Below are 12,228 nucleotides of genomic sequence, written 5' to 3'. Positions count from 1 at the left end.
CGTACCGGTCAGCGGCGTTGCCACTCCTCGGCGAGGAGCCGGTAGGAGCGGACCCGGTCGGCGTGGTCGTGGGTGATGGTGGTGACGATCAGTTCGTCGGCGCCGGTGGCCTCCTGCAGTTGTTCGAGCTGGTCCGCGACCCGTCCGGGCGAGCCGACGAACTGGGTGTCGACGCGGTCGGCGACCAGGGCGCGGTCGGCTTCGGTCCAGGCGTGGGCGCGGGCCTGGTCCGGGCTCGGGAAGGGGATGGCGCCCTCGGCGGTACGGATGCTGCGGACCCAGGGTCCGTAGCCGGTGGCCAGTTCGCGGGCCGTCTCGTCGTCCTCGGCGACGACGACGTCGGCGGAGACGCTGACGTAGGGCTTGTCGAGGTGGTCGGAGGGCTGGAACGCGGCCCGGTAGCCCTCCGCCGCCTCCAGCACGGTGGCCGGGCTGACGTGGTAGTTGGCGGCGAAGCGCAGGCCGTTGCGGCCCGCGACCTCGGCGCTCTGGCCGCCGCTGCTGCCGAGGATCCAGACCTCCAGGTCGGCGCCCTCGCCGGGGACGGCGTGCGCCTCGGTCCCGTCGGCGGCGCGGTAGTCGCCGCGCAGCAGCGCGAGGACGTCGTCGACCTGCTCGCCGTAGTCCTGGGAGCGGGCGCCGGGCTGGTGCAGGAGCCGCTGCTGCACCTGGAAGCGGGGCGCGCCGATCAGGTGCTCGAAGGAGAAGCGGGGCGGGATCTTCAGGCCGTTGGGCGCGCGACCGTCGACGACGGGGGTCGTGGTGGGCCGGGGGCCGGCCGTCTGCCCGGAGGGCCGGCCGGCGGACCGGCCGAGACCCAGGTCGAGCCGCCCGGGGTGCAGGGCGTCGATCAGCCCGAACTCCTCGACGGTGGACAGGGCGGTGCGGTGACCGAGCTGTACGGCCCCGGAGCCGATCCTGATGGTGGAGGTCGCGGAGGCGGTCAGGGCGAGCACGACGGCGGGAGACGCCCCGGCCACACCGGGGTTGAGGTGGTGCTCGGCGACCCAGTAGCGGGCGTAGCCGAAACGCTCGGTCTGCCGGGCCAGGTCGACGGTGTTGGCCAGCGCCTGGGCGGCGGTGGAGCCGGACGTGATCGGGACGAGGTCGAGGACTCCGAGAGGTGTGCGGGACATGGTCGGGTGGTGCTCCTCAGCGGTCGTGGGGCGTCACGGGTGCCCAGGGGAACGGCGGGTCCGGGATGTCGCGTCGCAGCACCGGCGCGATCTCGGACTGGAAGAGTTCGAGCGAGGCCCGGTGCCGGGCGGGGGTGAGACCGTTCGCGTCGGCCTGCAGGTGCAGCACGCTGTGTCCGAACCGCTCGTGGTAGCGGTGCACCTTGTCGACGATCTGCTGCGGGCTGCCGATCAGCGCCGAACTGCGTTCGACGAAGTCCTCCAGGGTGGGGAACACCGGCTCCAGGCCCTGGCTCTTCTGGAACGCGAGCTGCCCCTCGAACACCGGCCGGTACGCGGCGACCGCCTCCTGCGAGGTGCGGGCCGCGTGGAAGCCGGCCGTGCCCGCGCCGACGACCGCCAGGGCCGGGTCGTGGCCGTAGTGCTCCCAGCGCTCCCGGTAGTGGTCGACGAGTTCGGCGTACGGCTCGATCGGGTGGGTGACGTTGGCGGAGAAGAGCGGATCTCCGTACCGGGCGGCGAGGTCGACCGATTCGCGGCTGGTGGCGCTGCCGTGCCAGACCCGGACGGGCTGCTGGAACGGCCTCGGCCACACCTCGGCGTCGGTCAGCCCCGGACGGTAGCGCGGGGACGCGCTGACCTTGTCCTGGCGCCAGATGCGGCGGAACAGGTCGTAGCTCTCGGCGTTGCGGTCCCACTGGTCCTCGGGCGTGACGTGGAACAGCTCGCGCTGGGCGGTGCCGTTGCCCTTGCCGATGATCAGGTCGAGGCGACCGGCGGACAGGTGGTCCAGGGTCGCGTAGTCCTCGTAGGCGCGCACCGGGTCGAGCAGGCTGAGGGTGGTGACGGCGGTGAACAGCCGGATCCGGGAGGTGAGGGCGGCGACGTGGCTGAGCACGACCGGCGGCGAGGAGGAGAGGAACGGCCGCTCGTGGCGTTCGCCGACGCCGAAGCCGTCGAAGCCGAGTTCCTCCGCCAGCAGCGCGTTGTCGATCACCTCGCGGAAGCGCTCGTGGGTGGACTTCCGGATTCCGGTCACCGGGTCCGGGGCGTGCACGATGAGGGTGATGGCCAGGAACTTCACGACGCCACCCGCCGGATCCCCGGATCCCCGGCGCGGGCGTCCGGGTGGGCCAGGCCCAGGTGGTCGCGGAGCGTGGTGCCGGTGTAGTCGTGCCGGAACACCCCGCGTTCCTGGAGCAGCGGGACGACGGTGTCGGCGAAGGCGTCGAGGCCGCCCGGGGTGATGTGCGGGACGAGGATGAAGCCGTCGGCGGCGTCCGTCTGGACGAAGTGGTCGATGGTGTCGGCCACGGTGGCCGGGGAACCGACGAACGACTGGCGGCCGGTGGTCTCGATGACCAGCTCGCGGATCGACAGGTTCTCCGCCTCGGCGCGCTCGCGCCACTGCCGGGCGACGGCGAGCGGGTCGCGGAACGACCGGACACTGGCCCGGCCGCGGGCGATGGTGTGCTCGCCCGGGTCCGGGTCGACGTCGGGAAGCGGGCCGTCCGGGTCGTACGCGGACAGGTCCCGGTTCCAGACGTGTTCGAGGTACCTGATCGCCGTCTGGCCGCTGACCTGCAGGCGGCGCACCTCTCGGGCCAGCTCCTGCGCCTCGGCGTCGGTGTCGCCGAGCACGAAGGTCGCCGCGGGCAGGATCAGCAGCTGGTCGTGGGTGCGGCCGTGGCGGGCCAGGCGTCCCTTCACGTCGGTGTAGAAGGCCCGGCCGGCCTCCAGGGTGCTGTGCCGGCTGAAGATGGCGTCGGCGCCGGCGGCGGCGAACTCGCGGCCCTCCTCGGAGTCGCCGGCCTGGAAGATCACCGGGCGGCCCTGCGGGCTGCGCGGGACGTTGAACCGGCCGGCGATGTCGAAGTGCTGTCCTCGGTGGACGAAGGCGCCGGCCCGCGCGTCCTTGAGGAAGATGCCGGATTCCCGGTCGGCGACGATCTCGTCGCCGTGCCAGGAGTCGAACAGCTCGGTGGCGGTGGACAGGAACTCCTCGGCCCGGGAGTAGCGCTGGTCCTCCGGGAGGAAGCCGCCGCGCCGGAAGTTCTCGCCGGTGAAGGCGTCCCAGGAGGTGACGACGTTCCAGGCGGCGCGTCCGTCCGACAGGTGGTCCAGGCTCGCGAACTGGCGGGCCACCTCGTAGGGCTCGTTGAAGGTGGAGTTGATGGTGCCGGTCAGGCCGAGGCGGTCGGTGACGGCGGCGAGCGCGGACAGGACGGTGAAGGTGTCGGGCCGCCCCACGACGTCCAGGTCGTAGATCTGTCCGCCCTGTTCGCGCAGCCGCAGTCCTTCGGCGAGGAACAGGAAGTCGAACTTGGCTCGTTCGGCGGTCCGGGCGAAGTGCGCGAACGAGCTGAACTCGATGTGGCTGCCCGCCCGGGGGTCGCTCCAGACGGTGGTGTTGTTGACGCCGGGGAAGTGGGCTGCGAGGTGGATCTGCTTCCGGGGCTTGCCGGTGGTCGGGTTCGTCATGGCGGTACGGCTCCTGCGGCTCAGACGGATGGGGGTGCCCCCTGCTCGAGCGAAGCCGAGAGCTCGGGGGAGTAGCGGTTGGCGGGGCGGGCGAGTCCGAGCAGCCCCCGGAGGGTGTCCGCCTCGTAGGCGCTCCGGAAGGCGCCACGGCGTCGGAGCTCGGGCGCCAGACGCCGGGTGATCTGCTCCAGGTCGTGGCCGATCACGCCGGGGCGCAGCCGGAAGCCGCTGAGGCCGGCCCGGCGCAGGTCGAGCAGCCGGTCCGCCAGTTGCCCGGGAGTGCCCGTGAACACCTCGGCGTCGCTGGTGTAGACGTGGCCGGCGAGGCCGTCCAGGCGGGCCTTGCGGTCCTTCGCCGCGGCGGGATCGTCGTCCAGGAACACCACCAGGTCGCCGAAGAGGTGCAGCGGCTCCTCCGATCGCCCTGCCGCGGCCTGGGCGGCACGGACCTCGGCGACGACGGCGCGCGCGTGGTCGGTGTCGCGGGGGGTGACGTACCCGATGTCGGCGGAGCGGCCCACCAGTCGGTACGGCTCGCTGCCGTGCGCCAGCGCGCTGACGACGGGCTGTCCCTGCGGCGGCCGGGGCGTGATGGAGGGTCCCCTGACGCTGAAGTACCGGCCCTCGAAGTCGATGTAGTGCAGCTTGTCGCGGTCGACGAAGCGCCCGGTGGCGACGTCCCGGATCTCCGCGTCGTCCTCCCAGCTGTCCCACAGGCGGCGCACCACCTCGATGTGGTCGGCGGCCTCGTCGAGGAGTTCGGCGGTCAGGGCCCGGCCGGCGGGCGGGTCACGGTCCTCGACGCGGAGGGACGGGAAGGTGCGGCGGCCGAAGTGCGCGGCCTCGTCCGGCCGCGCCGTCACCCGGACGCGCAGACCCGCGCGGCCGGTGCTGACGTAGTCCAGGGTGGCGATCGCCTTGGAGATGTGGAACGGCTCGGTGTGCGTGGCCACCACGGTCGGCACCAGCCCGATGTGCCGGGTCAGCGGTGCGACCCGGGCGGCGATCAGTACGGCGTCCAGCCGACCCCGGATCTGGTCGGTGCGCTCGTCCGGCTCCGTGGGGTGCGAGGACTGCGGCCCGAGCCCGTCCTCGAACGTCACGAAGTCGAGCAGGCCGCGCTCGGCCTCGGCCACGAGCCCGGCCCAGTAACCGGCGGTGAACAGGTCACGGGGCCGGGCGCCCGGCTCGCGCCACGCGGCCGGGTGCCAGCCGGTGCCGTCCAGTGCCACGGCAAGGTGAAGAGGGGGAAGCGGGGGAAGCGGGGACACGAAAAGGGGCCCTTCCTGGTCGACCGTCGGTGATCACCGGCCTCCCGTGCGGAGGCTCGGTGGCGGGGAACGGGTCAGGGACGACAGAGGGCGCCGGCGACCCTGCGCAGGTCGATGTGGGTACGGGAGTGGAGACGGACGCAGCCGCGCGCGACGAGCACCGCGGCGGCGGGAACGAGCACGCGGGAGAGGGGGGTCGACACCGTCACCTCCGCTCGTCCGGCCCCTTCGGGGCGCTTACGGCCACGCCGGGCCTCTTCGGGCCCCTTCGGGCCGCTCGGGTCCGGGGGGCCTGCCGCGCTCGGCACGGCAGGTCCCCCTGTCCTCGCAGCCTAGGTGAAGCCGGACGGGCGAAGGTGGAGAGCGTGTTGCGGCTCCATGAAACCGCCGGCGGCTACTTGTTGGTCTTCGGAAGGCCGGGCGGGTTGACCGCGGACGTGGTCACGGCCTCGTCGGACAGGCCCCAGCGCTGCAGCACCTTGGCGTACGTGCCGTTCTCGATGACGTGGTTGAGCGCGGCGGCAAGGGGCTCGGCCAGGCCGCTGTCCTTCTTGGTGGTGGCGGCGATGAGGCCCTGGAGGGTGGCGCCGGCGCCGGAGTAGGTGCCGACCACCTCCGTCTTCCCGGTGGTGGCCGCGTGGTAGGCGGCGGTCGGGTTCGGCCCGAGGTAGAGGTCGATGCGGCCGGACTGGAGGGCGAGGTAGGTGTCGCTGTCGTTCTGGTAGTACTTGATGTCCACCGGCTTGCGGCCGGCCTTCACGTTCTCCTTGCTCCACTCGACGAGCAGCTTCTCCTGGTTGGTGCCGCTGCTCACGGCGACGGTCCTGCCCGCGACGTCCTCGGGCCCGCCGATCTTCAGGCCGCTGCCCTTCTTCGCCTCGAAGCCCAGGTTGTCCTCGCGGTAGGTGGCGAAGTCGTACTTCTCCTTGCGCTCCTCGGTGACGGTGATGTTGCTGAAGCCGACGTCGTACTTGGCGCTGTCCAGGCCGACGAAGATGTTCTCCCACGAGACCGTGTTGATGTGCGGCTCGAGGCCGAGCACGTCGGCGACCAGGTACGCGATGTCGGGCTCGACGCCGATGACGGTCTTGTTGTCGGTGGCGAAGAACGTCAGCGGGGCGGCCGAGCCGGAGGAGTCGACGATCTCCAGGGTGCCGCGCTTGCGTATCTCCTCCGGGACCCGGGCGGCGATGGAGTCGACCTTGCCCGTGGTGACGCGGTTCTGGTCGGGACTCAGGTTGATCTTCACCTTGTCGCCCGACGCGGCCGCGACCTCGGTCGTGCCGCCGTCGGAGGGGTTGCCGCAGGCGGCGAGGACGAGGGCGGCGGTCAGTCCCAGCGCGGCGGCGGCGGTGCGGCGGGTGATCGAGGTGGTCATGGTCGTGCTCCTTGCCTGGAAGGGGTGAGGGGTGGTCAGAGGACCTTGGAGAGGAAGGCGCGGGTGCGCTCGTGCCGCGGGGCGTCCAGGACGGCTTCGGGCGGGCCCTGCTCCACGACGACACCGCCGTCCATGAACACCACGGTGTCGGCGACCTCGCGGGCGAAGCCGATCTCGTGGGTCACGACGATCATGGTGGTGCCGCTGCGGGCCAGGTCCTTGATGACGTCGAGGACCTCGCCGACGAGCTCCGGGTCGAGTGCCGAGGTGGGCTCGTCGAAGAGCAGCACCTTCGGTTCGAGCGCGAGGGCGCGGGCGATGGCCACGCGCTGCTGCTGGCCGCCGGAGAGCTGCCGCGGATAGGCGTCGGCCCGGTCGGCGAGGCCGACGCGGCCGAGGAGCCGGCGGGCGGTCTCCTCCGCTTCCCCGCGCGGGCGGCGCAGTGCGGAGACGGGCGCCTCGGACAGGTTGTCCAGCACGGTGAGGTGCGGGAAGAGGTTGAAGTTCTGGAAGACGAACCCGATATGGGTGCGCTGCCTGAGGACGTCCCTCTCCCTCAGCTCGTACAGCTTGCTGCCGGAGCGGCGGTAGCCGATGAGCTCGCCGTCGATGCCGATCCAGCCCCGGTCCGCCTTCTCCAGGCGGTTGATGGTGCGCAGCAGCGTGGACTTCCCGGAGCCGGACGGGCCGAGGATGACGGTGACCTCGCCGGCGCGGACCTTCAGGTCGACGCCGCGCAGCACCTCCAGCGGGCCGAAGCTCTTGTGGACGCCCCGGACGTCCACCATGACGGTGCTCACGAGCTCTCCTTCGTGACGAAGCGCCGGACGCGCCGGAGCGGGGTGGGCGGCGGGGTGCGGTCGGCGCCCCGGGCGTAGCGGCGCTCCACGTAGTACTGCGCGACCGACAGCAGGGAGGTGAGGAGCACGTACCAGGCGGTGGCGACGAGGAGCAGGGGGATCACCCGGCCGTTGCGGCCGTAGATCACCTGCACCTGGTAGAAGAGCTCGCCGATGGCCATCACGTAGACCACCGACGTGCCCTTGAGCAGGCCGATGATCTCGTTGCCGGCGGTGGGCAGGATCGCGCGCATGGCCTGCGGCAGCACGATCCGCCGGATCTGCCGCAGCCGGGGAATGCCCAGTGCCGCCGCTGCCTCCAGCTGGCCCTGGTCGACGGCGAGGACGCCGCCGCGCACGATCTCGGCGGCGTAGGCGGCCTGGTGCAGCGTCAGTCCGATGACGGCGGCGCCGATGGTGCCGATGAGGCTGTTGCTGTCGACGGACCAGAACACCGGCCCGAAGGGGATGCCGACGCCCAGCTCCGCGTACAGCGCGCTCAGGTTGAACCAGAACACCAGCTGGACGATCATCGGGATGGACCGGAAGATCCAGATGTACGACCAGGCGACGGTCTGCAGCACCGGGCTGTGCGACAGCCGCATGAACGCCAGGACGGTGCCGAGGAGGAAACCGAGCACGGTGGCGTACGCGGTGAGCTGGAGGGTCACCCACACCGCCTGGACGATCGTCTCGGACAGGAAGTAGGCGCGGAAGACGTCCCACTCCCAGACCGGGTTGGTGGCCAGACCGTGCACGAACTGGGACACCAGCACGATCACGGCGGCGGCCGCCGCCCAGCGGGCGTAGTGCCGGACGGGCACGACCTTGAGCGAGGACGGGTCGTCCGGAGCGGGCCCCGCCGCCTCCTCCGGCGCGGGTCCCGCCGCCTTCTCGTGAGGTGCGCCGGCCGGCAGGTGCTTCTCGAAGGGCAGCGGGCCGATCGTCTCCGGGTCCGCCTCCGTGTCGAACAGCGGGGTGTAGCCGGTGGCCAGGTACAGGCCGCGGGCCTCGGGCTGGCGCGGGCCGGTGGTCAGGAAGATCCGCCGGTAGCCACGGGCGTGCGCCTCGCGCTCCAGTTCGGCGAGGACACGGCGGGCGAGGCCCCGCCGCCGGTGGGCGGAGTGCGTCCAGATCCGCTTCAGCTCGGCCGTGGTGGCGTCATGGCGGCGGAAGGCGCCGCCCGCGACCGGCTCGCCGTGCTCCAGGAGCAGGAGCAGGACGCCTCCGTGCGCGGCGGTGAACTCCTCGTCGGGGTAACGGGAGATCTCGGCGTGCGCGTCCTTGCCGTAGCGTCGGGTGTACTCGTCGCCGAGTTCCCGCAGCAGGGGCCGGACCCGCGGGTCGGAGACGGGCACGTGAACGACCGTCAGTTCCGGGGCCTGCGTCATCGCCGCACCGCCGCGAGGGTGCCGCGGGCGGGGCGCGGGGCGGTGGGGCAAACGTCGTGGGCGGCGGCGACGCCAGGGGATGCCACGGGCATGGGAGACGGCCTTTCCTCGAGTTCTTCGGTTCCGTGACGTGGTGCGGCGCACGCGGGCACGGCGGAGCAGCACGCGGCGCCGCCAGGTGCGGCGGCGCTTCAGGGTGCTGTGCGGCAGGGGGTGTACGGGTGCGGGCCGGGCCGGTGCGTGCGGCTGTACGGCGACGGGAGCGCCTCGGCCCGCGACGGGGTCACCGAGGGAGAAGAGGGCCGGTCAGACGGCCCGTTGCCACGTCAGGCGGGACACGCCGCGGACCACACCCGACCGAAGTCGATGTGGCCACGGGCGACCAGGCGCTGCTCGGCGTTCATGCGACCAATTGAGCAGAACACCGCGCCTCTCGTCAACCGCCGGCCGTATTCCGGAACGGCAGTTGGGGGTTCCCGACCACCCGCGCCACGCGGTTGATGAACGGAATGCTTCAGGCGCGTGTCGAGGAATTCGGAATTGAGACGGCGCCGTTTCTCGCATTGACGTGGCCGATTCCCGCTGCCAGCCTCGTTGGCGTGAGCCGGTCAGCGAACCTCGGCACGCGGCTGTCCGTCGGTCCCCGGCGGCACGCCGGCGCCCTCCGTATGTCCTCCCGCGTCTGTTAGACGACGGGACGACGGGACGACCCCCGGCGAAGCGCGAACAAGGCCGCCGCCCGGAAGTCCCCCGCGTACGTGCGGCGTGACGTGCGGCGTGTTCTTCGCTTCTCTTTCCCCGCCCCTTTACCCGTCTCTTTCCCCGGCTCCTGCCTTTCCCTGGCCGGCTCCTGCCTTTCCCCTGGAATTCCTGCGCCGGGCGCCGTCTCGCGCCGTCCGCGATTCCGCTTTCGTCCCCCCCTTCTGAACAGGACGTTCCCATGAGCACGTTGTCCACGACGAACCGACGCCAGTTCCTCGCCCTGCTCGGCCTCTCGGCCGTCGCGGTCGGCTGCGGCACGGCCGCGGGCAGCGGCGGCTCCGCCAAGGGCGGCACGAAGGCGCTCCGCTACCAGGGCTGGACCGGTCAGGTCACCCCCGCCGAACTCGCCCAGGACCTCGGCTACCTGAAGGACGTGGAACTGGAGTGGGTCGGCAACACCATCAGCGGTCCGCAGGACATCCAGTCGGCCGCCACCGGCCAGACCGACTTCGGGGGCGCGTTCAACGGCGCGGTGGTCAAACTCGCGGCAGGCGGCGCGCCGATCAAGGCGGTCATCAGCTACTACGGCTCCGACGAGCACGCGTACAGCGGCTACTACGTGCTCGCCGACAGTCCGATCCGCTCCGCCCGCGACCTCATCGGCAAGAAGGTCGGCATGAACACCCTCGGCGCGCACTCCGAGGCCATGCTCGACATCTACCTCCAGCGCGGCGGGCTGTCCCCGGCGGAGGCCGACAAGGTCGAGCCCCTCGTGGTGCCGCCCGTGAACACCGAACAGTCGCTGCGCCAGAAGCAGATCGACGTCGCCGTGCTGGGCGGCGTGCTGCGGGAGAAGGCCCTGGCCGGTGGAGGACTGCGGCCGCTGTTCACCGACCACCAGCTCCTGGGCTCGTTCAGCGCCGGCACGTACGTCATGACCGACCGCTTCATCCGGCAGAACCCCGACACCGTGCGGACCTTCGTCACCGGCGTCGGCCGGGCACTCGACTGGTCGCGCACCACCCCGCGTGACGAGGTGGTCGCCCGGATGACGGAGATCGTCCGGAAGCGGAAGCGGAACGAGGACGTCGGTGCCCTCCGCTACTGGAAGTCGTACGGCGTGGCGGAGCCCGGCGGGCGCATCACGGGCAAGGAGCTCCGGCTCTGGATCGACTGGCTCGCGCAGCGCGGGGACGTCGACCGCGGCCGGGTCCGCCTCGACGCCCTCTACACCAACGACTTCAACCGCAACGGGAGGTGACCCTCGTGACCGCCGCGCACACGGCAAAGATCGTCTTCGACGGGGTGCGGAAGGAGTTCCCCGTCAAGGGCAGGGACGGCGCACGCTCGGTCGTCACCGCGCTCGACGGTGTCGACCTGACCGTCGGCGCCGGCGAGTTCCTCGTCGTGGTCGGACCGAGCGGCTGCGGCAAGTCGTCGCTGCTCGACCTCCTCGGCGGCCTGTCCCGGCCCACCTCGGGCCGCATCCTCCTCGACGGCTCCCCCGTGACCGGGCCGGGCCTCGACCGGGGGATCGTGTTCCAGCAGTACGCGCTGCTGCCCTGGCGCACCGCCCAGGGCAACGTCGAGTTCGGGCTCGAGGCCGTGGGCGTGCCCCGGCGCGAACGGGCCGCGCGAGCACGGGAGTTCCTCGACCTGGTGGGGCTCGGCGGGTTCGAGGGCCGGCATCCCCACGAGCTGTCGGGCGGCATGCGGCAGCGGGTCGCCATCGCCCGCAGCCTCGCGTACGACCCGGACGTGCTGCTGATGGACGAGCCCTTCGCGGCGCTGGACGCGCAGACGCGCGAGTCGCTCCAGGACGAGCTGCTGCGCATCTGGCGGGCCACCGGCAAGACGGTCGTCTTCATCACGCACGGCATCGACGAGGCCGTGCACCTGGGGCAGCGGGTGGCCGTGATGACCTCCAGGCCCGGCCGGATCAAGGAGGTCGTGCCGATCGACCTGCCGGCCCGGGCGGACGGCGACGACCCGCGCTCCAGCCCCGGGTTCGCCCGCCACCGGCACCACATCTGGTCCCTGCTCCGCGACGAGGTGTCCAGGGCCCAGCAGGAGGAAAGGGAGGGAGTCGCCGCATGAGCACCGTGACCACCGCAAAGGGGGCCGGCACCGGCCTCGCCACCCGTCCCGAGGCGGCACCCCCGAAGCCCGCCGCCCCCGCCCCGGTACGCCTCGGGCGGTCCCGGCGGGCGGGGCGCCGGCTGGCCCACGGGGTCCTCAGGGCCGGCACCAGGTCGGCGGCCGTCGTGGCCCTGCTCCTGCTGTGGGAGACCGCGCCCCGGCTCGGCCTCGTCGACCGTACGTTCCTTCCCCCGTTCGGCGAGGTCGCCGAGGCATGGTGGGGGCTCGCCGCCGACGGGCAGCTCGCCGACCACGCGCGGGCCAGCCTCACCCGGTCCTTCAGCGGCTTCCTGATCGCGGTATCGCTCGCCGTGCCCCTCGGCCTGCTGATCGGCTGGTACCGGCCGGTGGCCGATCTCCTCGGACCGCTGCTCGAGGTCTTCCGGAACACCGCGGCCCTCGCGCTGCTGCCGGTGTTCGTGCTGCTGCTCGGCATCGGCGAGACGTCCAAGATCTCGATCGTCGTGTACGCCTGCGCCTGGCCCGTACTGCTCAGCACCATCAGCGCCGTACGGTCCGTGGATCCGACCCTGCTCCGGCTGGCCCGGTCGCTCGACCTGCCCGCGGTACGGCTGTTCCAGAAGGTGATCCTCCCGGCGTCGGTGCCGGCCGTCTTCACGGGCGTCCGGCTCGCGGGAGCCGTGTCCATCCTGGTCCTGGTCGCGGCCGAGATGATCGGCGCCAAGGCGGGCCTCGGCTATCTGATCAACGCCTCGCAGTACAACTTCGCCATCCCGCAGATGTACGCCGGGATCATCACGATCTCCGCCGTCGGCGTGGCCTTCAACCAGCTCCTCGTCGCTCTGGAGCGGCGGCTCAGCTCCTGGCGCGTCCCCGCGAACGGCTGAACCGCGCCCCGCCGTCCGCCTCCCCGTACTCGCCCACCCACCT

11 protein-coding genes are annotated in these 12,228 nt (G+C 72.1%); 3 read left to right on the top strand and 8 right to left on the bottom strand.

The features are described 5' to 3' along the window. Nucleotides 1-8 precede the first annotated feature (8 nt). The 8 genes from ACFWJO_RS30725 to ACFWJO_RS30690 all read right to left on the bottom strand — a co-directional run bounded on the left by ACFWJO_RS30725 (nucleotide 9) and on the right by ACFWJO_RS30690 (nucleotide 8,496). Nucleotides 9-1,136, bottom strand: coding sequence for an LLM class flavin-dependent oxidoreductase (locus tag ACFWJO_RS30725; protein ID WP_386870390.1), 1,128 nt, complete (start codon nucleotides 1,134-1,136; stop codon nucleotides 9-11). Between the two features lie 16 nt (nucleotides 1,137-1,152). Next, complete coding sequence (locus ACFWJO_RS30720) at nucleotides 1,153-2,220, bottom strand: LLM class flavin-dependent oxidoreductase (RefSeq protein ID WP_386870388.1); 1,068 nt, start codon at nucleotides 2,218-2,220, stop codon at nucleotides 1,153-1,155. Next, complete coding sequence (locus ACFWJO_RS30715) at nucleotides 2,217-3,617, bottom strand: NtaA/DmoA family FMN-dependent monooxygenase (RefSeq protein ID WP_386870386.1); 1,401 nt, start codon at nucleotides 3,615-3,617, stop codon at nucleotides 2,217-2,219. Before ACFWJO_RS30715 ends, ACFWJO_RS30720 begins: the two co-directional genes overlap by 4 nt. A 20-nt stretch (nucleotides 3,618-3,637) precedes the next feature. Beyond that, nucleotides 3,638-4,849, bottom strand: a complete 1,212-nt coding sequence (locus ACFWJO_RS30710) for an LLM class flavin-dependent oxidoreductase (RefSeq protein ID WP_386870385.1) — start codon at nucleotides 4,847-4,849, stop codon at nucleotides 3,638-3,640. A 113-nt stretch (nucleotides 4,850-4,962) separates the two neighbouring features. Next, the gene (locus ACFWJO_RS30705) at nucleotides 4,963-5,091 is read right to left on the bottom strand and encodes a putative leader peptide (protein ID WP_386870383.1); all 129 of its coding nucleotides are present in this window, start codon (nucleotides 5,089-5,091) and stop codon (nucleotides 4,963-4,965) included. A gap of 191 nt (nucleotides 5,092-5,282) precedes the next feature. Beyond that, complete coding sequence (locus tag ACFWJO_RS30700) at nucleotides 5,283-6,266, bottom strand: ABC transporter substrate-binding protein (protein WP_386870381.1); 984 nt, start codon at nucleotides 6,264-6,266, stop codon at nucleotides 5,283-5,285. Between the two features lie 35 nt (nucleotides 6,267-6,301). Then, nucleotides 6,302-7,066: an amino acid ABC transporter ATP-binding protein gene (locus tag ACFWJO_RS30695; RefSeq protein WP_386870379.1), complete on the bottom strand. Its 765-nt coding sequence runs from the start codon at nucleotides 7,064-7,066 to the stop codon at nucleotides 6,302-6,304. Next, a complete protein-coding gene (locus ACFWJO_RS30690; RefSeq protein WP_386870377.1) occupies nucleotides 7,063-8,496 on the bottom strand; it encodes an ABC transporter permease subunit in 1,434 nt (477 codons plus the stop codon). The genes ACFWJO_RS30695 and ACFWJO_RS30690 overlap by 4 nt, the downstream gene beginning before the upstream one ends. Nucleotides 8,497-9,436: 940 nt before the next feature. On the opposite strand from ACFWJO_RS30690, the gene ACFWJO_RS30685 reads away from it, so the two are divergent. Genes ACFWJO_RS30685 through ACFWJO_RS30675 form a run of 3 tightly spaced genes read left to right on the top strand, consistent with a single transcriptional unit; the run spans nucleotide 9,437 to nucleotide 12,185 of the window. After that, nucleotides 9,437-10,459, top strand: coding sequence for an ABC transporter substrate-binding protein (locus tag ACFWJO_RS30685; RefSeq protein WP_386870375.1), 1,023 nt, complete (start codon nucleotides 9,437-9,439; stop codon nucleotides 10,457-10,459). Nucleotides 10,460-10,464: 5 nt separating this feature from the next. Further along, entirely contained in the window at nucleotides 10,465-11,295 is an 831-nt protein-coding gene (locus tag ACFWJO_RS30680; protein ID WP_386870373.1) for an ABC transporter ATP-binding protein, read from the top strand. Beyond that, nucleotides 11,292-12,185, top strand: a complete 894-nt coding sequence (locus ACFWJO_RS30675) for an ABC transporter permease (RefSeq protein WP_386870371.1) — start codon at nucleotides 11,292-11,294, stop codon at nucleotides 12,183-12,185. The genes ACFWJO_RS30680 and ACFWJO_RS30675 overlap by 4 nt, the downstream gene beginning before the upstream one ends. The last annotated feature ends 43 nt before the right edge of the window (nucleotides 12,186-12,228 follow it).

This window comes from Streptomyces sp. NPDC127092, assembly GCF_042722475.1.
Classification (GTDB): Bacteria; Actinomycetota; Actinomycetes; order Streptomycetales; family Streptomycetaceae; genus Streptomyces.
The sequence above is the reverse complement of the archived record's forward strand: the minus strand, read 5'-3'. Positions and strand labels throughout refer to the sequence as shown.